This is a genomic window from Methylobacterium sp. P3_A11, assembly GCF_056403155.1.
Genome location: NZ_JBFUGA010000026.1, coordinates 35963 through 57018, shown reverse-complemented (window position 1 = coordinate 57018; position 21056 = coordinate 35963). Strand labels below are relative to the sequence as shown.

The following is a 21056-nucleotide window of genomic DNA, read 5'->3' as shown; positions in this document are numbered from 1 at the left end:
GGCCGGCCGCCGCGTCACGGCGCGCGGGGCGCGGGCGCCGGAGGAACCGCCGGTCCGAGCCGGCATAGCCGAAGGTGTCGATGAAAGAGCGACGCACGGATATTTCTATTCGCAGAGGGCAAGCCGCATTCCGGACCTGAATGTCCGGATCTTCTTGATCGGCTTGTGCCTGCGCCCGGGAAACGCGCGCCAACCTGTGTTAAGTCGCCCCGCCCAAGCCTGCGCAACGGGCGGGACAACTCAGGAAACGGCGCCGCGACGCGTCCGCGGGGGCGCGACGGACCGGGCCGCGCTAGGTCGCGGCGGCGCCCACCGTGTCGGCCATGCGCGCCCGGCGTGTGCCCAAGGGGCGGGGCGCGCCGACGGTGGTGTCCTCGGCGGTCTGATGCTCCATCTCGGCGTTCACCTGGGCGCCGGTCAGCACGATCATGGTGGAGAGCCAGATCCAGGTCATGAAACCGATCGCCGCGCCGAGCGAACCGTAGGTCTTGTTGTAGCTGCCGAAATGGGCGACGTACCACGAGAACAGCAGCGAGGCGGCGAGCCACAGCACGGCCGCCAGGACGCCCCCCGGCGTCACCCAGCGCCAGCGCGGCGCATCCCGGCTGGGGCCGTAGCGATAGAGCATGGCGAGCCCGAGCAGCACCGCCAGGAGTAGCGCCGGCCAGCGCAGCAGCGTCAGCCACCACGCATCCGTGCCGAGCCCGACGAAGGCCAGCACCACCGGCAGCACCACAATCGCCGACAGGGCGAGGACGAGGAACAGCAGCGCGCCGCCCGTGAAGGTCAGCGAGACCAGATTGAGCACGACGAAACTGCGCGTCTCGCGCTCGTTGTAGACGAGGTTGAGCGCGTCGAAGACGTGCTTCACGCCGCCATTGGCGCTCCACACCGAGAGGGCGACGCTGATCAGCAGGCTGAACCCCAGCGTGGTATTTCCCTGCTCGTTGAGCCGCTTGACCTGATCGCTGATGATCTCGAGGGCGCCCTGGGGCAGGATCCCCTGCAGGCTGGCGAGCTGGTCGTTGATGGTCGATGCGTCGGCGAAGAGCCCGTAGCAGGAGACCAGGGCCGCCACCGCCGGGAAGATCGCCAGGAGCGTGAAGAACGTGACACCGGCCGCGATCAGCGACAGGCGGTTCTCGCCGATGTCGTGATAGGTGCGCAGCGCGATGTCCTTCCAGCCCTTGGCGGGGATCTCGGTCGGGGTCGACGCGCCGCGGCCGCGATCGGTCTGGGTACGGGCCACGGCCTCGGCCTCGCGGCCTTGGTGCGCGGGCGAGGGACGGCGCGCGCCGTCCCGCTCGGAGGGCTGGACGGAGCTTCGGGCCGGCGCCCCCGTTCGGCGCGGGAGGGCCACGAGACCGATCAGTGCGGTGGCAAGCGCCAGCGTCCAGACCGTCGAGGCCTGTCGGTCCGGACCGGCGGTCTCGGTGGGGGCTGAATCGGGCGCTGACATCGGCGACTCTCGGCGACTTGGGGCAGGCATCGGGACGGCACTCCGCTTGCGCCAACGGCGGCGCTTGCGTGCATGGCGGCACACGGGCGGCGCACCCGAAGGGCGGCCGCTGCCCTGGGGAACACCGCGGCGCGGGGAACGGTTCGCTGCCCGGTTTCGAGGAGGGTGCGGATCCGRCAGGCCGCGCCTGACCGCCGTCGCCGCGGTCGTCACCGGGACCGGGCGGGGCGGCCGCGCCCGGGGCCTCCGACCGTGCCGGACGTGCCGGCCCCGCGGCCGAGCCCGGTTCGGGGAAAGCGCTAACCCATGTTGCGGCATGGGCGGCCCCGGCACGCCACAACCGGTCATACGGGCCAGATCAGCCCACCCGCCGACGACCGGACCGTATGCCCGACACCGAAGGCTTGCCCCTCCTCGATGCCGTCGAGGATCTTCCAGAGGAGGCCGGGGAGGAGACCCGATACGGCCTGCCCGAGGCCGTGCGGGCGCATCTCGGCACCCTGCTCGGCCACACCTACGACCGGATCGGCCTCGAGCCGGGGACCGCAGCGAATCCCTTCGCGGAGCTGCTGGCGCGACTGGAGACCGCCCTGGCGCAGGCTGAGGGGGGACGCGACCGGGCGTTCCGCGCGGGCCTGCTGGAGGTGGTGCCGGCCCTGCACCGCTTTGCGGTCTCCCTCACCCGCGACCCGGCCGCTGCGGATGACCTCGTGCAGGACACCCTGCTGCGCGGCTGGCGCGGCCGCGGCGGCTTCACCCCCGGCACCAACCTGGAGGCGTGGCTGTTCACGATCCTCCGCAACGTCTTCTACAGCCAGCACCGCAAGCACGGCCGCGAGGTCGCCGACAGCGACGGCAACCACGCCGAGCGCCTGACCAGTATTCCCGAGCAGGGGGGCCATCTCGACCTCCAGGACGTGCGCGCCGCCCTCGACCGCCTCGCGCCGGTGATGCGGGAGGCGCTGGTCCTCGTGGCGATCGAGAACCTGAGCTACGAGGAAGCGGCCGCCGTGATGAACTGCCGGATCGGCACCGTGAAGAGCCGGGTCTGGCGCGCCCGCGAACAGCTCGCGCGGATGCTCGGCTACAGCGGGTCCGAGATCGGCAGCGACGGGATTATGCTGTCGGTGACCGGCACCGCGCCCTGAACGGGCCGGCGCCCCGACCCGACACCGAGTTTTCCGCTGTCGAACAGGTCATTTCGACCCGTGAGCCTCGGTATTCAGCGGGAAATTTGACTTAGGTGAAAGCGCCCGGGCCGGTGCCTGGGCGATATGGAACGGGTTGGGTCGATCCGTCGACTCGGCTCGGCTCCCATCGGTGTGACACCCCCCCGATCCACCGATGGGAGCTCCATCTCCCGGACGCTCCCGCCTCAGGTCGAGGGGTCGCCGGTGCGGTCCGCGTCGAGCTGCTGCAGCAGCTCCGCCAGCCGGGGATCCAGAACCTCGTCGATCACCGGATCGTACAGCGCCCGCAACTGGTGGCCCAGCCGCAGTCGCGTCGGCCCGTCGAGGACCGGGCTGGAGGCGACGGGCACCACCCGCAGGGCGGTCGCAGCCCCGCCGGCGGCGGGTTTGGGGGCGGATCGCCCCGGACGGATCGGGTCGGCGCGTCGGTGTTCGGGATGGGGCATGGCTCCTACATCGGCCCGCACCCCCGCGACGGCAACCACCCGTCGGCGCGAAGTCCCGCCCCGGGCTCCATCGTGCTCTCAGGCATCGTCCTCGGGCGCGAACACCTCGCCCTTCTCGGCCAGGAGGGCGTCAGCCTCGTCACGGGCCAGCACGTCCCGGGGAACGGCCGGATCGCGGCGGCCGACGGCCCGCGCCAGCGCGCCGTCCCAACCGGGCGGAAGGGCATGGCCCCGTCCGGCGAGGATCTCCCCGGACCGTCGGCAGACCCGCGCCCAGTCCTGCGCGTCCAGCGCCGCGAAGTCGGTTCCGAGGCCGAGTTCGGCGGCGGCTCCGGTCGCAGCCTCGGTCCAGCCGGGCGGTGGTGACGGGCTGTCGGTCATGGGTACGGCCTCCTGCCGGGATTGCGACGGTCCGGCGGACGAGTGGTGCGCGGGCGCGCCTGAATCAGCGCATGCCATGGGCCGCGAGTTCCTCGGGTACGGTTGCGGCCGCATCCTGCCGGGCCAGAATGGCGTCGAGGGCGACCGGGCGGTCGTTCCAGGCATCCACGCCGACATCGCAGGAACGGGTGGTGTCGGGCAGCCAGCCGTGGCTGTGCCCGTAGAGGTGGCGCGTCTCCCGCCACAGGCCCGGCCAGGCCCGGTGCGCGTAGTGCGACAGGAACAGGCGATGTGCCCGCCCCCGCGCGTCCGCGACGGACAGGCGGACGCTTTCCACCGGTGGCTCTGCCCAGGGCAGGTCCAGCACGCGGTTCGAATCGTGGTTGCCCCGGACCAGGTACTTGGCGCCGTTCAACTGCGCGAAGATCGCCGCGCATCGCGCGCGGCTCGCGTGAGCGGCGAAGTCGCCGAGGTGCCAGACGGAATCGTCCGGGCCGACGACGGCGTTCCAGCCGGCGACCAGGGCCGCGTCGTGGGCCTCGACGTTGCCGAATCGCGCCCCGCGATGGCGGAGGATATGCGGGTCGCCGAAATGCGTGTCCGCGGTGAAGAAGATCGCCATGCCGTGAAGACCTGGGCCGCGATCGCATCCCGTCCAGACCGGCCGCCCCCTCCGCCCCGGGCCGCGCGGCATTCCGCCCCCGGACCGGCGCCCCGCGGCGCCTTGCCGGGGCGCGGGCTTCCGTCGCAGAAGGCGGGCGAACCGCGCGACCGTGGCTTCGGATGGAGCCGGAGCGCGCGAGCCCGGCCGCACCTCCGGCGGACGGCAGGCCGAGGGGGCCGATGGGCCGAGGCGATGCTCGATCCCGACATCTATGCGTATCTCCTCGCGGCGGCCCAGGCGCATCCGCCCCTGCAGGCCGCCCTCCTGCAGGCGGGGCCGATCCGCATCGAGCCGCCGGCGCATCCCTGCGTCGCCGACCGCCTGTTCGTCGAAGTGGTCAACCAGCAGCTCTCGACCCGGGCGGCGGCGGCGATCTGGGCGCGGATCGAGACCGCCGCCGCGGCGGCGGGCCTGAGCCCCCGGGGCCTATTCGAGGCCGGTGACGCGGCGCTGTTGCGGGCTTGCGGCATCTCGGGCAACAAGGTGCGGGCGCTCCAGGCGATCGTGGCGGCGGAGGTCGCGGGCGTGCTCGGTCCCGATCTCGGCCGCCTGCCGCATCCCGCGCGGGCGGCGATCCTGTGCGGCATCCACGGCGTCGGACCCTGGACGGCCGACATGATCGGCATCTTCCACTTCCACGACCCCGACATCTGGCCGGCGGGCGACGCGGCGGCGGCGGGCTGCCTGCGCCGCCTGACCGGGCAGGCGGATACCGGCGCGGTGGCGGCCGCCTTCGCGCCGTACCGCTCGATCCTGGCCCGCTACCTGTGGCGGATCAAGGATACGGGCTTAGTCGCGTCCGATGGATCCGCCGAGCATCCCCGCGACGCGGCGAAATCCGGGTGACGGACAGCCGGGGATCGGCTATCCGTCGACGCCCTCCGGGCCCGTAGCTCAATGGTTAGAGCCGGCCGCTCATAACGGTCTGGTTGCAGGTTCGAGTCCTGCCGGGCCCACCACCCATCATCCAACGTGTTGCGTACGCTGGATGAGCGTCGGCCCTCCGGCTTGCAACCGGACCCGCATGACACGGGGCCAGACAGGAACGACGACGTGCCCCCTCCTGGCTACGTGACCCGCCGCGACGGGCCGTGTCGGTCCGCGCGCCGCGGTTCCGATGACGGCGCCGCCCCGTTCCGCGGCCCGCATCGGGCGCGCCCTCGAGACCCGGTTGCCCGCGGAGTCAAGCCCTTAACGCCGCCCGGGCCAACCGTGCGGTCGAGGAGCGGTCTACGGGGGCGGGGCTCATACGCGGCTTCGACCTCACCCCGCCCGGAACGCGGGCTGGACTTGGTCGGATCGGGCGGCCTTCGTCGCGGCGCCAAGCGCCACCGACCGCGACTTCGTGGAGAGAAGGCCTCCCCTCGGCCTGCTTGGCCCGACGCCGCAGCCATGGCGGAGTGAATCGCACTGGCGAAGCGCCTGCTCGTTGACGCTCGATCGTTGCTCCCCACCAATTCCCAGATATACTGCTGGCGCGTGAGCGATGGACCAATCGATGGCCGCCAGAATTAATCCGCTAGCGCTGGTCTGGATAGCGATGATTTGTTTCGCCTCGCTCTCAGCCGCCGCCGGCGACATCAGCGTGGCCGATGCCAAGATAACCGGCGGTGAACTTTGGATAATGGGCTATTCCGACGAGCACGGCGCCGATATCAATCTCGATGGCCAGTTTTCACACCAAATCGACAATAGAGGATATTTCGAATTTCGCGTCGTCTATCATCCCGCCACGTGCATCGCGACGCTGCGCACGACGCGTCAGGAGCGCAAGATCGTCGTTGCCAATTGCGGTGAGCAAGGTCCAGCGGGACCCCCGGGACCCCCGGGTACCGCGGCCACAACCGGCCCCAGCACCAAGGTCGAACAGGGCGACGCGATGGACGGCGCCAAACCGTCCGAGTCTCGAGGAGCGGGGATATCCAGAACGGCCGTCGCGGGTCCACCCGGACCGCCAGGGCCGAGGGGTCCGCCGGGACCGGCCGGGCCTCCAGGGCCTGCCGGGCCGGCAGGGCCTGCCGGACGAGCGGGAGCCGCCGGCAAGGTCGGGCCGCCCGGACGACCGCCAGCCGTTCGACCCACCGTGGCGCGGACGTCGCCCACGCGTCCGGCGCCAAGGGCCTCGCCGAACCGACAAGGCGCGAGAAACCCCAATTCCGGTGGGGAACCCGGAGCGGGTGACGGCGTGAGCCCAGAAGACCAGTACTGACCCCTAGGCCGTCAGGCCCCGCCCGCGCCAGCACTGACCCACCGAGCCCAAGCGTGCGCCCGAAGAAACGTCGACGCCGGCCGGCTCCGGAAACGCAGCTCTTCCGTCACACCGGGACTGGCCGGTCGAAATCCGGCACTCAAACGAACTGACTCAATTCATGTGGGTCCGCCACGATGGAACGCAGAGCTATTTACGGGATCGACGCCAGCGCCCGATTCATCGACCAGCCAGACCACATCTGTATCAGAAACGAGGATTGGTCGACCAATATTTTTGTCTTTAAGCCAGCGCGTGAATCCTGAGAAACCGCTGGTATGAAAAACCATTGGCCGGGCCAAGGGTCGAAACGCCTTCATCAACCCCTGAGCTTCGGCATCGCCGATGTCCTTGTCCAGGACCTGGCCCAGGAACCGCATTCTCTCGGCCGCCATCTTGGGAGAGTATCCCTTCACGGAGGTGAGCTCACGGGTGCAATTCATCGAGTATCCAGCTCGCGAAACCGGAATAGAAACATCACCACACACGTATAAGGCCCGGCCGGAAAAGACCGCGATGGGTCGCTCATCGGGCGCAGTGAAAAGGACGGCATTCCGAGGGGTTTTATCGCGGACCATCCGTAGCCAGACCGGCATCTCCTTCGAATCAGGTGCGATGTCCGGGTCGTAAATGTCTAATGGAACGGCATAACGCAAATCAGGGCTGGTCCAGCGGGGAAATTCGTAGATCACGCAGGACAAAAACAATGCGGTCAATACACCCGCTACGACCCATGATCTCGAACCGCCATGAGCCCAACGGGAAATCGCAGCCGCGACCACAGGTGYCGCGAACAGCAGTGCCGTGAAGAGAAATTTGTATTCGACGCCGTCGCGAACCGCGATCACGACATAGGCCATTTGCAAGCCGAATGTCACGAAGATGGAAAATAGAACGGATGGCGACGAATATTTTCTTCGAAAGGCGACGATGAACAAAAGAACTGCGTCAATTGAACAATATATCCATCCCCAGCGAGCAAACTGAAGCGGAAAATCTCGAGCTTTTATCAGACTGAAAGGCGGAACTTCCGAGTCCCTTCCGAGAAAAATCCCGTACCAAATCACTATGCTAAAGCACGCGCCCCAAAGGAGGACCGCCAGTCCCATTTTGATAAGGGCTTGATGATGAGGTGCTCCAACTCCGCGGATCCATTGTACGACTTCATAGGCAACCAGTGTTCCCGCGACCGCCAGACACGAGGGAAGGAAAAGCGGATAAACCGAACAGCTCGCCAAAGACGAAAGAATTGCGAGGATGAGAAAGGATAAGCGTTTAAATTCCAGATAACTTAGGACCGCAAATACCATCACCGCGAAAGAGGACAACCCGAAGACCATGGTGTCCATATTCTGGATTTTCTCCATCATGGGCGTAATGCGTGCTTCTCCCACCGCATGATATCCACCTTTGAATATTCCAATTACGATATCAGGCAGTCCTACAGCAAGAAGCGCAACAGCAACACTCGCGACTGTCGTCACGATGGATTGTCGGTGCCCAAGGATCAGGACCGTGCCTTCGGTAACGAAGACGAACATTCCGATAAAGTGCAACACATTGATCGGCAGGAACAGCCTGGTCGGCGAGATCCCGAGAAGTTTCGAGATCGCGGCAAGCTGCGTCCACCCCAACCAGCCGTAGTTCAGCCGAAGCCCTGCCATCTCGAACTCTTCAGGGATTCGAGGCAACAGGTTGATCTGCTGGATTGCTGCGACCTGCATCATGTTATGCCAATTGTAATCTGTTCGAAACGTCTCGCTCAGGACAGTAAAGATAATCGGAGCCACCAGAGCGCAGGCCAGGAGCGTGGGGTAGCCCGTCCCCCGGACGCTGAGACTTGGGCGCCAGTACAATGCGACGCCGATCGCTGCGAGCGCGTCCAGCGCGCCAGCGAGGAACACAAAATGTTTGAAATCCAAACCGAGGGCTATCGCGACCAAGAGTTCCAGGGACAGAACCCCGGGTGAAAGAACGAAAGCCGCCAAAACTCTTAATCGGACCGGAATCGCGTCTGCCAAGACGGCGACCAGCAAAAACCCCGGCGCCACCATCAAAGAGCCGACGAGCATCAGACTCGCGGCCTGTGTAGCAATCGCTGCCATAGCGCCCTTTGAGAGATTGCTGCTCGCAGGACGATACTACAATGAAAAATTCTTATGCGCAATGTACCATTCATAGCCACCCAACGAAGACTTCAAAGGAAGCACGTCAGGCGTCGGGCGGCGATCGATACTTTCCCTGACGCGCCCGTGACGTCAGAGATCGGATTTTATGGCGTACATTAATGCGTAATTCTCGATCTTGCGTCCATCCGAAAACACTTTGATCAAGATCCATGCAAGGACACTGCCTCCGGATCTGCAAATTCGGGGTCTCGCGGTGCTACGGGATTCGTCCGCTGCGTCCGGTCGAATTTTCTGGGCGCAGCCGCCACTCATGTGCTGATTGGAGTTCAACTGAAACGGTTTGTCCCTAAATTCATCGTCAGCCAGCATTTTGTATTTAGCAAATGTCAAACGCATCAACCGTCGACATTCCAATCTAAGATGATCGGCTGGTATCATTGCCAAACATCATCATGCACAAAACGGCGACGATCATAAAGTGAAGAATATGATCTCGCGCGAGGAACGTGGACTCCGTAAAATTGTGCCCAATACAAAAGACCAATACGGCCAGATACAGAGCGCCGTCCCGGTCGTCATATCCCGGATGGCTCAAAAGCCTTGCAACGGGCCGTATTAAAAGACAATACACGGCAATTGCAAGGCCAGGAAGGCCGATCTGCGAAGCAATATCCAAATAGCCATTGTGCCCCTGGGAGGCAATCTCGAACCAACTTCCTCCTTTAGCGTAATCATAAACCGGGCTCACCGTACCAATGTACCAAAATGAGCCATATCCGGCCCCCAAAAACCAGTGATCGGCAATATAAGCAATCAACACGCGCCAGATTTGTGAGCGGCCGGTCAAGGTGTCGTCCCGATCCAGCGGGGCCATCAACACCTCGCCATACCACAGCAGGCCGACCCCCAGGCAAAAGGCCGCCGTCAATGCGGCCATCAAGGCAAACGGCCAGTTTCGATGATTATTGGCGCGGAACGCGTGCCCTAATAGAACGGCCAAGAGAAGGAGGGCCGTCGAAGTTTTGGATCCCGTTTTGACCAAGAATACAAAGGATGCCACGACGGCAATCCATTTCAATAAAGGATTTTGTTGCCCATTTCCGAACAAGAAAATCAGTACGGTTATTGCGCATATTGCGCCCATAAAGTTCTTTTCAGGATAAATCCCGCGCCAGTCACCGATGAGGGCCGCATCTCGGCCAGCTTCGAACTGGTGGATCCCGATGTTCGGGAACAACGCAACGGCCGCATAGCTCGCGACAACGGCCAGCAGCAGAACGATCCGGATATGAGCGATCGTCTTCGAGACCCCGAGTGATTGAATCGCAACAGCCGTAGACAGCGCAACGATTGTTGTTAACCCCAAACGACGCGTCGCGATGGAAGGATCGATAGCCCAAATGATGCTCAGCCAAGAATAAGCCAGCACCACACAGATGCTTGTCGGAAGCGCGGACAAGACCCGGAGATCACGATGCGCATTCGATCCGAACATGATGACCAACAGAATGAAGACATATCCCAATTGCCGGATCGGATTTCCTTCCGCCATCGAAGAAGCGTCGCCGCCGCTCAACCCATCCTGTGTGATCGGCGCGCTGACAACCATCACGCAGAGCGCAAAGAAAGCGATCGACAAGAGACTCTCATGAGCGACATGCCCCGAAATATCTTTATCGACATCGAAACGATCTGCTCTCATAGACTTCCCTTCACGCGCCTCGAAAACAGAACTGGCCAATTTGGAAATAGCGATGACCTTAGCTTGAGATCGTCGGCGACAGCGCTCTATGCCCGCTCACACAGACACGACAAGTTCGAAATCGTTGAGCTATGTAAACGATCCAAAACATGTCTCGGCTTCATTTTTGCTTCAGAGATCCGATATAATTAGTGACGGTACTGAACCCAGCCGCACGGCTCCATGAGCGCTGTCGCATTCGATTGCTTATCGTGTAGGAAGACACGAAAAAGATGCAGCTTCGGATCCGTGTGCATCGAGAAAATATAGGATCCTGAGCGCCAATCTGTCCAGCTCAGTATGAGCAGCCGCCTCTTGCGGCGAGCCATTGCTACCGACGCCGTAGCGTTCCCAGATTCTGAAATTCGCGTTCATGCGCTGCCCGTCCAGCGCTCAGGAGCGTCCGACAAAGCCTCTGTTCGATATGCCGGTCAGCGCCGCGCGGTGGGATGTTCGAGGGCGACCGCCGTTCGGCTTGGCCGGCTCAGGCTGTAGCAAGGGTTCGCTCACCACCCGCAGGCCGTCAGAAAGAAGCGGTGACGCCATCCCTCCTGGACGCGCAGCTATGGGTTTTGTGCGACGCTCGTAGCTCGGCGTTGGCCACCCGCGGCGGATCGCGTGGGCCGAGGGGACGAAGCAGGCCAGACGGGTCGACCGGTGGTGCCCTCGCCAAGAGACGCCGTCATGCTGCTCCTGCCTGTCGGTTCGCCGGGATCATCCTGGCGTTCGACGACAGGATTGAGCGCCGCCGCGGCAAATGCATCGCGACCAAAGGCCTTCACCGCGACGCGGTCCGCTCCTCCGATAGCCACCTCGTCAACGCGAATGGACTGCGCTGGATGAGTTTGATGCTGCTCGCCCCTGTCCCCTGAGCCCGACGGGTCCGAGCCCTGCCGTTCCTCACCGCGCGGGCGCCTTTCGAGCGCATCTGTCGCGAACGGGGGCCTCCGGCCACAGGCCATTGCTCGATGTCGGCTGTCACGTGGCCCTGCAGGCCCGTCGCAAGCTGCCGAGCCGCGAGCGCGCGCGGGCTACCACGGCCGCAGGGTCCGCCAAACCAAAGCCGACCTTGGTCGACGCGCTCGCGGCGATGCGCGACGCGCTCTGGCGCGAACAGACTTCCGTGATGTCCCGCCGACCACGCCGCGGAACGAATAGGCACCTCGTCCCGCCGCGACCCTGGGCTTACGTCCTCGGCCAAGCCGCATGATCGACCGAAGTCGAGCTTCGATGCGTCGGAATTTTTTTGGAGGCCGACGGATCGGAGAAACGCCGTCTGCCCTCAGTGCGGTACCAGCAGGAATCGATTTTTGAAGACCAGCGACCCCGGGGCCGCCTTTGATCAACACGTCGGCCCGATCGAGCAGCTAGGGTAAGGCGATCGCCGGCTGGCGCGCGGTAGACGCGCCTCTCCTTGAGGCCATTGGCACGGTGAGCGCCACAATCTGCCGCCTTACTCCAGTCCCTTCGAAAGACGTAGCCTTGTAGAAATTCTGTCCCTCGGCCGAGGATCTGCCGTCACATTGGGTAATATAATCGGCGAGGGATGAGCTTTACCACGACTGCATATGTGGGCAATTTGGGTTCGGCAGATTTCCGTGCGCGAGGGTGATATATGTTTTCCGAGCAACGGCGCATCGGTTCATTCAGTCTTTTGATGTGTCTATGCGGATGTTTAGGCGGATGCCTGAGCTTGACGAGTCTTGACTCAAGTATTTCGATACCGACTGTCAATTCGGCACCAGTTGCCGGACTCGACGATGGAGGAACGGTTGAGGCGCCTCGCCGACGTCGAAGCGGCGACGGCGTCGACCCGGTCGCCGTCCTCGCTCAGCGCCCCCATGAACAAATCGGAGTTGCAACTGCCGCAGCCCCCGAACACCTTCTGACCTTCACGGCCGCATCGTCGACGAGCGCGCCGTTATCCGCTGCTTCGCAACGGCGTGTTCAGTCGCCAGGGCGTCAGGTCAGAAACGCCGACATCGCAAAGCGGGATCGACAGGCGGAGCTCCTCATTCGGCAAGCCGTCCGATCGATCTGCGAAGGCTGTGAAAATCGATCGGTCGTCGCGTCCCGCCGGTAGCCGATGTCGCGGCCGCCACATCAAAGGCGAGACCAATTTCGGGTGGGCTCAGGCACTCGAAGCGGGCTTGATCGACGGGATCGGAAACGTAGCTCCCGACGAAACAGTTGCGGGGTCACAGCCCGGGACTGGTGATTGTCCGACCAGGTGTCCGTCTCCATCGAAAGCGACCGCATGCACCGCCGAGATGCTGGCCCCGACGCGCCGCCGACGAATGCTCGACGATCGGAGGCACGGCCAGGCCAGATCCGCCCTGCGATCAGCCATGGACATCCTGAAGTACCGTCTCCCGAGCTGCTTCGGCATGTGACACCCTCATCCGCCCGCACACCAGTCGGCCTGTGCGCTTCTTCCCAAGAGCGCTGGAAGCGCGAGGCTCGAACCCGCCATATCCGTCCAGTCCACCTCAGGATGCAGCCGGCCACGGCAGTCAATCGGGCGCGCCGACGAAGCGGCCGCACTGTATCCTGCCGCGCAATACACCTAGAAACAGAAACTTGTCTCATCCCTTCCAATAGAAATTTTTGCGCGCTTGCTGTCGACAAATATCGAAGGATATGCGTAGTTAACACCCGACTGAATAGTAGAGTGTTCGGATTTGCGCTACGCTCGGCCATTTCTCAAATTTCAGGACCGCACTCACGGATACCGACCACGATCGGCCCGATTCTTCGACGGCTTGATCATCGTGGCTTTATGCGTCGTCTCAGCATCTTTAATCTGCATATCCATAATATATCTTATTGTATATCGCATCGCTCCGACCATCGCCCCGATCCATGCTTACCGAACCCTGACCGTATGGCGGCGTTTTAGCTCGCTCGCGATGCAGGAAATTCGATCTTGGCGATGATTGATTTGATCAGCAGCCGTTGCTCAAATTGAGCTTTCAATTGATGCCCATGAATTTTTGGCATTCGTTGACGGGGCGGATATTACGTGAAGGTCCAGCGAGACCAGTGCTGGGCGTCAGTCCAAATCTCATGCCGTGATTCTGAGACCTGCAGGACCAGAAGATCGGCCCTCCATCAGGCCTCCGCCCTGCCCCCCAATCTAGAGGGGTCGCCATCTGAGGTGATCGATGGCAGCGGCAAGGCAGGGAATTCCATTGAAGCACGTGGTAGCCGTCTTGTAGCGCATAGCAACGGCTCGCCATTCTCTGAGCCGTGCCCAGATCGCTCGACGAGAGGGTGGGTTTTCCGAGGCCCCTCGAACGGACTGCCGGGAGCGACGGCTAGAGTCGCCGCGATCCGCGACGACCTGTTGGGGGAAGGCCCGGCTGGCGATCGAGCAAGGGCGGCATGTGCGGTGGTTCATGGGCTTGCCCTCGCCGATCCGGACGGCGAGGGCACGGCCTGCGCCGCAGGTGATCACGCAAGCCTTGGTCTCATAGCCAACCCCTGATCGGTCGACAGCTTCACGATTGTCTCGCTGGGTTGCAGATCCCGCCATCTCGCGGCTCCGGCCGCCTTTTGATGCGCACGCATATTGGCGCCGTCAAAGCACACGACGCCCGGCAGAACGCCGCGCCCCTACAGACGGCCGGGCAGTCGATCCCAAACCGCAGCGCGCGACCACCGGATGAAAATCTGCGCTGCACGCCACCACGGCCCAAGCCCTTCCGGGATCGCGCGCCACTTGGCCGGTCCCGATGCCGCTTCAGGATCGCCGAAAGCGTGCCCCGCAGGTCCGTGACGGCGGTCTCGCCACCTTCGGCCGGCATGCCTCGACCAGCGGCTGCAGAACAGCCCATTATACGTCGCACAACATCGCCCCCTTCAGCGCGGGAGCAGAGAACGCACGCTGAGCCAATGGATCAGGCGAGGACACGCCGAGTCGGCCGATATGGCGCGGCGGCATTTCCTGCAGCCCATGCCCGATCGGTTGTCCTTCGCCGGGATGCTGGCGCCACGTGAGGTCTCCCTTACCCGCGCACAGCGCACCGTCGCGACCATTCATTGCCCACACCTCAGAGCCGAGGACATCCCGGCAGCCATTCGGCTCCATCTTTCCGGGGGCCGGCCCGCCACGGGAGCGTCGCGTGCCCCCTCTCTGGCGGGATGAACTGCCGGTCACCGGCGACCGACATCTTGGGAACATAGGATTCCCTCGATGGAGGCCGCATTCGGCCGGCGGCTCTTCGGAAACGGCGGACAAGCATCTTCCGATTACTCCCGCACTCCCAAAAAGCGCGTCCGGTTCCGATCTGCTCACCGGACCAAAACCACGTTTCCGCTCACATGCCGGTGGGCGAGACCAAGACCAACGCCTTTCGCCGCGAGGAGGGAGCGATACCATTCGACCGTATGACAACACGGCGCATTGCCCGCACGCCCATCCCGGAGTGCATCCTGCAGATCCGACACAGCGCTACCGATCGACCGATGCGCCCGAAACTTCAGTCGTTCCTCAGCTTTCTTGAAGCTGACCCGATAGTTCCGGCGGTCCGTACCGGCACCAATATACGAGACCGCTGGCGCGACCTCGCTCGCCAGCCAGACTTGGTACGCGATCTCCGAGATCTGGTAATTCTCTCGGCCTATGTTGAACACTTGGCCAGCCACGGCCCGGTCGGACGCCTCGAGGGCGAGAAGAAACGCTCGCGCGACGTCATCGACATGAACCAGGGGACGCCACTGCGCGCCATCTCCGACGACGCTGATGCAGCCGAGTTCGTAAGCATCAAGGGCCATCTTATTGACTACCAAGTCAAACCGCATCCGCCGTGACAAGCCGAAGACCGTACCATTTCGCAACGAGACCGTGGTAAAATCCGAATTGTTCCGACTGAGTATGAACTCTTCTGCCTTTGCACATGTCTCTGCATACAGGGTAAGCGGCCGGAGCTCGGACTCCTCATCCACATCGCTTCCAATATGCTCGCCGTAGACGGCACAGGAGCTTGCAAAAAGATAGCGCGCGGCCCCGGCCCGCTCAGCGAGCAGAACGGAGGCTATCCGGCCCCGCTCGTTAATCGACCGCGTCAATTCTGCGTCGAGGTCGCCGGACGGATCATTCGAGAGAGCTGCCAGATCGACTACGATGTCGCAATCATCGAAGACACCGGGCGGATAATTGCGGATGTCGCACTGTAGAATCTCCATCGCGGGATGATCGCGGAAGCTGCGCAGGGACTGGTGACCGAAGAAGAACGCATCGATGGCCCGAACGCGATATCCGCGCCCAAGGAGATGGGCGACGAGCACCGAACCGATGTATCCTGCTGCTCCGGTAACAGCGACTCTTTTCTGCATCGCGACAACCTCGCTCGCAGCTATCAAATGACGTTCTGCCGCAGCACCGATCTATCCGGCATGCGCCGGTCGAGCCGAAGTCATTTACACAGCGGCAACTCTTTGACTTACGATCATCGTGTTCGCAGATCGCAGCTTCAGTAAGCGTCTAGCTTGAACGCCAGACACATCAGAACCGTCTTCAGAACTATTTTTAGATCGAGCATGAAACTGGCGTTCGATACATACCAAAGATCCAGGGCAACGCGCCGCTCCATATCGGTGGAGCAGGGGGTCGCGCCTCGGGACCCGCTGATCTGCGCCCAGCCGGTTATCCCCGGCCGCACACGAAAGCGCGCATTGTAGCCCGGAATCAATTTTCCATAATAGATGTCATGGGAAACCGCATGCGGCCGAGGTCCGACAATCGCCATCTCGAATTTGAGAACATTCAACAATTGCGGAAGTTCGTCGAGACTGCTCCGTCTCAGGAACCGACCAACACGGGTCACGCGGGCGTCACTGCGGCTCGCTTGTTGGACGTCGGGCCCGTTTTCCTGGACATGCATGGTGCGAAATTTATAGATATTGAATTTACGGCCATTCAGACCGGTACGCCCCTGCCGAAACAAGACAGGTCCAGGACTGTCGAACGATACCAACACAGCGATCAAGGCGAGGAGCGGGGTCAGAAGGACGATGGCAGCAGCCGCTACGACCACGTCGATTGCAATACGCACACCATTCCAGATATTGGACGTATGGCCAGCGCCCACCTCAGAGTCAGGACCTGGGGTCGCCAACAACCCTGGTTCAGCAGAATTCATCGCTTAACCCTCCTCGATCTATTTCCAACAATCGATTGAGTAAAAGCGGCATTCAATTGACGCTTTCCCGCTCTCCATTCCCCAAGTGAAACCATCACCCTCGTCTTGCCAACGAAAACTCGCATTATCACGGGGCATTCAGCGTCTCGATAGACACGGAATCCGCAACTGAATTTTCATCACCACTCGCCGCGACCTAAAGAAATTGACCCGTCTCTTTCGCGAAGGACCATAGGGATGTACGGATGCTGACGGTGAAGGCGCGGCGGGTTATTTTCGTTGAAGCCTGCGACTTGGCGTCTTCGCAGCTCTGGTATTCCGTGCGATTAAGCTCGCATCTCAACTCGTATTCTGAACGCACTCGATCGCGCATGAGCGGCGCACGTCGCCAGACAGCGCGGCCGAAGACGCGGGTCGCAGAACCGAATCAATTTTCGATCCCGAGACACTTCCCAAATTCCCTATATCGGTTATCGCCCCGCTTCGCAATAGGGTTAACGGCCGATTAACGGTCCAAATTACTGACATTAAAAATGCTTTCTGCATCTCAATGCGTCGATTTTCTGATGGAGCCCGAACTGTTTGCGAAAGAAAACGTAGGTTACGCCGATATGATTGCAACAAAAACTGTATAAGTTCGCTCAATATTTTGCAAGTGACCGGTTATTAAATACGCTCCCGAGAAGAAACGCGAGATGGCGCCGATCTTTCCGGCGCCCCCGGCGCTCGGGATCTGAAGGGCAAATCTCTTGTCCATCGACGCGCTGACCGGTCCTGGGGCATGCGTTGCCGCTTTCCTCGAAACCTCACCACAACGAATACACTGGCGAAACCGCGCGACGCCTTCCGTGTGTGTCGACGAGCCAATGGAAATAGCCAGCCTCAGCCCGGCTTGCGCGACGGCCCGGCGACTCAGAACCGAGGTTTCGGCCACTCTGTCCTTGGCATCAGGAAGTCGAATTCCGTCGCAGGGAGGCGGATTGCGCCAATCCAAGCGGATCAGAGCAGATCCTGTTGCGAAATCGTTGCGCTTTCTATCGCGATTCCTGCGTTCAAGCGCCGGCAAACGGGCTCATCGGCGCCGATCGTCTTGTCGAGGCTCGCCGCTTCAAAGATCGAATCGGCCGTCTCGCATCACGAACGCACCTCATCCCGGTCAATTCAATTATTCTCCGGAACGACCCCTAAATTATGGATTGAAAACGTTTTTTTCTCCCGCGAATTTTCTATTGCGCTGCGGCGATCGAATGATTATAGGTTAAAAAATCGTTAAGGCGGAGTGATTGCCCTACACCCGAAGCGCTACAGGAGGGATGTAGAGATGTCGCGTCTGGACAGATTATCGACATGCTGTGAACGGACAGATGTTGCGGCGTTACGCAGCGGCACGGACGGCGCCTCAAGCCGAGAAGACAGTTTCTCCGATCTGCCTATGGGAAATACCGTGTCTCAGACGGCTGGCGCCAACCCGCCGGTCGATGATGCGGCGGAAAAATCGTCGATACTGCGTATTGGCGGTATTCCCACGACGGTCATATCGCGGAAACAACTCGCTCAGCAGATGCAAGGGGATTGCCGTTCCGCGTTGTCCGGCCGCCTAGCCGAACCGAAGCTGGTCATGGCGTCTAACGGTTCGGTCATAGCACGTTATCATTTCAATAACTCTTTTAGAAACTCGTTGTCAAAAGCCTCAATCATCGATGCCGACGGGGCCTCGCTGGTGTTCGCATCACGCTTGTTCTGTCGTATTCCTCTGCCGGAGCGCGTCGCAACGACCGATCTTATCCATGATTGCGCCGAGCTGGCTTCCCGCGAGCAAATACGTTTTTATTTCTTGGGCGGGAAGCCAGGCGTGGCATCGCGTGCGTCGCAGCGATTGAAGCTGCTATATCCGAACCTTCACGTCGTTGGGTGTCGGGACGGTTATTTCGATCGCGCGGACGAAGATAAAATCTGTTCTGATATCCTTCGCAGCGGCGCACAGGTCTTGTGGCTCGGCCTGGGTAGTCCCCTTCAAGAAGAGATCGCGTGTTCATGGCAGAGCAAGCTGGCAGGTCTGGCTTGGATCAGAACCTGTGGCGGACTTTTCGATCACATCGCGGAGGACGTCCCGAGGGCGCCACGGTGGATGCAGGATGCCGGTCTGGAGTGGCTATACCGCATGTATCAGGAGCCGCGACGGTTGAGCTTGAGATATTTGTGGTCTAATCCGGTCGCAGTGTTTCACCTTCTCACGAAGACATCAGATCGAACGAACGGCACCCATCGGATTGCGCTGGAATAGATCGATAAGCCGCTCCTAAAATGTTGAACCGCATAGGCGCACGGTTCAAATCCGGTCCCTGGATTAAGCGCTGACTCATGCAGAAATGCATGAGACCGACGGCAGGAAGAGACACCAATTGTGATGCGGCTGACATGTTGTTGACCGAGCCGATCGTGACGGCAGTGCAAGGAACCTCCGTGCCCTTGCGCCCGACGGTTTACTTCGTTGCCAACCATTCCGAAGCGGGCGGAGTAGGCGAACTCTGGAGCGATCTGTCCGTTGGCTTGACGGCCAAGGGGTTTCAAGCACGTCTCATTGCACTGTGGCCGGGTTCCGATACCTCGGAGGAAGCTGGTGGCCGTGCCGCATGGCGCTACGTCGCCTCTGAGAAGCCGAGATCGATCGTCTGTCTGCTGCGCTTGATCAAGCAACTTGTCCAGATTTTTAGAACGGAAGCCCCGGATTGCGTCGTGAGCGCGATGCCGGCCGCCAATCTGTTGGTGCCCATGGCAGCGTTGTTGTCGAACAGAAGCATTCGGGCGATCACATCGCATCATACCCCCGCCGACACCCTGGATTGGCCCATGAATTGGCTCGATCGATATGTGGGGGCGCCGCCGAACGTCTTTGCGTCAGTGTGTGTTTCGAAGACAGTAGCGACTTCGTATTGTCGTAGAGGCGGCTGGCTGCAAACGAAGCAGCGGGTCATCGCCAATGCGCTGCCGCCGGCGATCGAAAAGCATCTGTCGGAGCTGTCTCGGATAAGGCAGCAGCGTCTCGGGAACGAAGCGCCATTTCACGTCGTAAGCCTCGGGCGTATCTCGGCGCAAAAGAATTACGACGTGTTGATCAAAGCGGCGCCGGACATGCCGGGCGTGATTGTGAGTATTATCGGACGGGGGCCAGAGGAAGAGAGATTGCGCGACCTCGCTGATCGTCTGGGTGTCAAGGATCGCGTGATGTTTCGCGGATTCATGACTCGCAGGGAGGCACTTCGGGCGCTGGCTTCGGCCGACGTCTTCGTGCAGATGAGCCGTTTCGAAGGCCATAGCCTAGCGCTCATCGAAGCGGCCAAACTTGGGCTGCCGCTCGTCGTCTCGAACATTCCAGTCCAGCTGGAAGGCATTACCGACGAGTCCGGGCGGCGCTGCGGCATTCCGGTCGATCTCGACGATGCCCGCGGCTTGGCGGAGTGTATTACGCACCTGTCGTCCAACCGCGCTTTTTACGAGGAGATGGCCTTACGGTCGAGAAATGTGGCCGCGGGAATTTCATTCGACAAGACACTTGCACGATACGAAAGTCTTTTGTCTTGATTGCGAAGAATGAAGTCAATTTTTGAAATTCTGATGCAATTTCCATCTTCCAAGCGGAATTGGCCATGAAGCTCACGATCGGGATCAAGGTTCTCGACGAGGCGGAGCGGATCGCACGCGCGATCGAAACGGCTCTCGAAGCGGCCGAGCCGTTCGGTGGTGAGGTCGTTGTTGCCGATAGTGGTTCTACCGACGGCACACTCGACATCGCGGCACGATACGATGTGAAGATCGTACAGCTTGCAAATCCGTCCGAGCGGTCGTGCGGTGCCGGCGCCCAACTCGCGTATCGATTTGCCCGAGGAGAGTTCTTCTATCTTCTCGATGGTGACATGGAGATCGATCGGTCGTTCCTGCCGAAGGCGATCCCATTTTTGGAAATGCACCCGGATTTCGCGGGGGTCGGCGGCCGCATTGAAGAGGCGAATGCCGATAATCATGAATTTCGGACCCGAAAGGTCAACGCCGAAAAAAATTCCGCGTACTTTCCTCGGCTGGTCGATCGTCTGGATTGCGGAGGGCTCTATCGGGTCTCCGCCGTGAAGGCGTGCGGGTACTTTGCCGACCGTAATTTGAAATCGTTCGAGGAATTTGAACTGGCTTCGAGATTGATTTGCCAGGGCTGGAAGCTGACCCGAATCGATGTCCCCGCCGTAGTTCATTATGGGCATTCGATCGAGAGCTATAAGCTTTTGCGCACTCGGCTCTTAACCGGTTACGCAAACGGGGTCGGCCAGGTTTTTCGCGCCGTCCTCGGGCAGCCTCACTGGCGGCAGGCGCTTTCTAAACTCACGCAGGTCCGGACATGCGCACTCGTAGTCATCTGGTGGGCCGCGATCGTCGCATTGACGATCGCCGCAGGCTCGGACCGGCGTTACCTCACATACCTGGTCGTGGCATTCGCCGGTCCGATACTGTTTCTCATGCTGCGGCGCGGCTCGTTCCAGGGTGGGCTGTACTCGTTCGTGGCTTGGAATGCGGTCGCCCTCGGTTTTTTCGCGGGGCTCGCCGCATCGCGCCGACCGCCGACCGATCAATTGGATGCGGTCATCATCAAGGGTTGAGTGGTTATA

The 21056-nt window shown here is 61.7% G+C and carries 13 protein-coding genes, 1 tRNA gene and 1 pseudogene; 6 read left to right on the top strand and 9 right to left on the bottom strand.

The features are described from left to right. Positions 1 to 292: 292 nt before the first annotated feature. Positions 293 to 1459, bottom strand: coding sequence for a YihY/virulence factor BrkB family protein (locus AC1DXK_RS11120; RefSeq protein WP_457108794.1), 1167 nt, complete (start codon positions 1457 to 1459; stop codon positions 293 to 295). A gap of 386 nt (positions 1460 to 1845) precedes the next feature. On the opposite strand from AC1DXK_RS11120, the gene AC1DXK_RS11115 reads away from it, so the two are divergent. Continuing rightward, a complete protein-coding gene (locus AC1DXK_RS11115) occupies positions 1846 to 2607 on the top strand; it encodes a sigma-70 family RNA polymerase sigma factor (RefSeq protein ID WP_457108793.1) in 762 nt (253 codons plus the stop codon). A 227-nt stretch (positions 2608 to 2834) separates the two neighbouring features. Here the strand turns inward: AC1DXK_RS11115 and AC1DXK_RS11110 are convergent, their stop codons facing one another. From AC1DXK_RS11110 to AC1DXK_RS11100, 3 genes are all read right to left on the bottom strand, one after another. After that, positions 2835 to 3095 carry a hypothetical protein gene (locus tag AC1DXK_RS11110; protein ID WP_457108792.1) on the bottom strand — a complete coding sequence of 87 codons (261 nt, stop codon included), beginning with the start codon at positions 3093 to 3095 and terminating at the stop codon, positions 2835 to 2837. 78 nt (positions 3096 to 3173) lie between these two features. Further along, positions 3174 to 3476, bottom strand: coding sequence for a hypothetical protein (locus AC1DXK_RS11105; RefSeq protein WP_457108791.1), 303 nt, complete (start codon positions 3474 to 3476; stop codon positions 3174 to 3176). A 64-nt stretch (positions 3477 to 3540) separates the two neighbouring features. Next, entirely contained in the window at positions 3541 to 4098 is a 558-nt protein-coding gene (locus AC1DXK_RS11100) for a metallophosphoesterase (protein ID WP_457108790.1), read from the bottom strand. A gap of 234 nt (positions 4099 to 4332) precedes the next feature. Here AC1DXK_RS11100 and AC1DXK_RS11095 point away from each other — a divergent pair, with 234 nt between their 5' ends. Continuing rightward, on the top strand, positions 4333 to 4986 hold the full coding sequence (locus AC1DXK_RS11095; RefSeq protein WP_457108789.1) for a DNA-3-methyladenine glycosylase family protein: 654 nt from the start codon (positions 4333 to 4335) through the stop codon (positions 4984 to 4986). 37 nt (positions 4987 to 5023) lie between these two features. Continuing rightward, positions 5024 to 5099: transfer RNA gene (locus tag AC1DXK_RS11090), tRNA-Ile, on the top strand. Positions 5100 to 6507: 1408 nt separating this feature from the next. On the opposite strand, the gene AC1DXK_RS11085 is transcribed toward AC1DXK_RS11090, so the two are convergent. The 5 genes and pseudogenes from AC1DXK_RS11085 to AC1DXK_RS11065 form a co-directional block, all read right to left on the bottom strand. Beyond that, the gene (locus AC1DXK_RS11085; protein WP_477297761.1) at positions 6508 to 8493 is read right to left on the bottom strand and encodes a hypothetical protein; all 1986 of its coding nucleotides are present in this window, start codon (positions 8491 to 8493) and stop codon (positions 6508 to 6510) included. A 439-nt stretch (positions 8494 to 8932) separates the two neighbouring features. Continuing rightward, positions 8933 to 10219, bottom strand: coding sequence for an O-antigen ligase family protein (locus AC1DXK_RS11080; protein ID WP_457107434.1), 1287 nt, complete (start codon positions 10217 to 10219; stop codon positions 8933 to 8935). Positions 10220 to 13394: 3175 nt separating this feature from the next. Beyond that, positions 13395 to 14084: pseudogene (locus tag AC1DXK_RS11075) on the bottom strand (IS5 family transposase). Positions 14085 to 14551: 467 nt separating this feature from the next. Next, positions 14552 to 15595, bottom strand: a complete 1044-nt coding sequence (locus tag AC1DXK_RS11070) for an NAD-dependent epimerase/dehydratase family protein (protein ID WP_457107433.1) — start codon at positions 15593 to 15595, stop codon at positions 14552 to 14554. A 137-nt stretch (positions 15596 to 15732) separates the two neighbouring features. Then, positions 15733 to 16401 (bottom strand): sugar transferase, encoded by a 669-nt coding sequence (locus AC1DXK_RS11065; RefSeq protein ID WP_477297759.1) that lies wholly within the window; start codon positions 16399 to 16401, stop codon positions 15733 to 15735. A 1321-nt stretch (positions 16402 to 17722) separates the two neighbouring features. On the opposite strand from AC1DXK_RS11065, the gene AC1DXK_RS11060 reads away from it, so the two are divergent. The 3 genes from AC1DXK_RS11060 (at position 17723) to AC1DXK_RS11050 (ending at position 21047) form a co-directional block, all read left to right on the top strand. Beyond that, positions 17723 to 18685 (top strand): WecB/TagA/CpsF family glycosyltransferase, encoded by a 963-nt coding sequence (locus AC1DXK_RS11060; RefSeq protein WP_457107431.1) that lies wholly within the window; start codon positions 17723 to 17725, stop codon positions 18683 to 18685. 134 nt (positions 18686 to 18819) lie between these two features. Continuing rightward, positions 18820 to 19983: a glycosyltransferase family 4 protein gene (locus tag AC1DXK_RS11055; RefSeq protein ID WP_457107430.1), complete on the top strand. Its 1164-nt coding sequence runs from the start codon at positions 18820 to 18822 to the stop codon at positions 19981 to 19983. 65 nt (positions 19984 to 20048) lie between these two features. Next, positions 20049 to 21047, top strand: coding sequence for a glycosyltransferase family 2 protein (locus AC1DXK_RS11050; protein WP_457107429.1), 999 nt, complete (start codon positions 20049 to 20051; stop codon positions 21045 to 21047). Positions 21048 to 21056 lie beyond the last annotated feature (9 nt).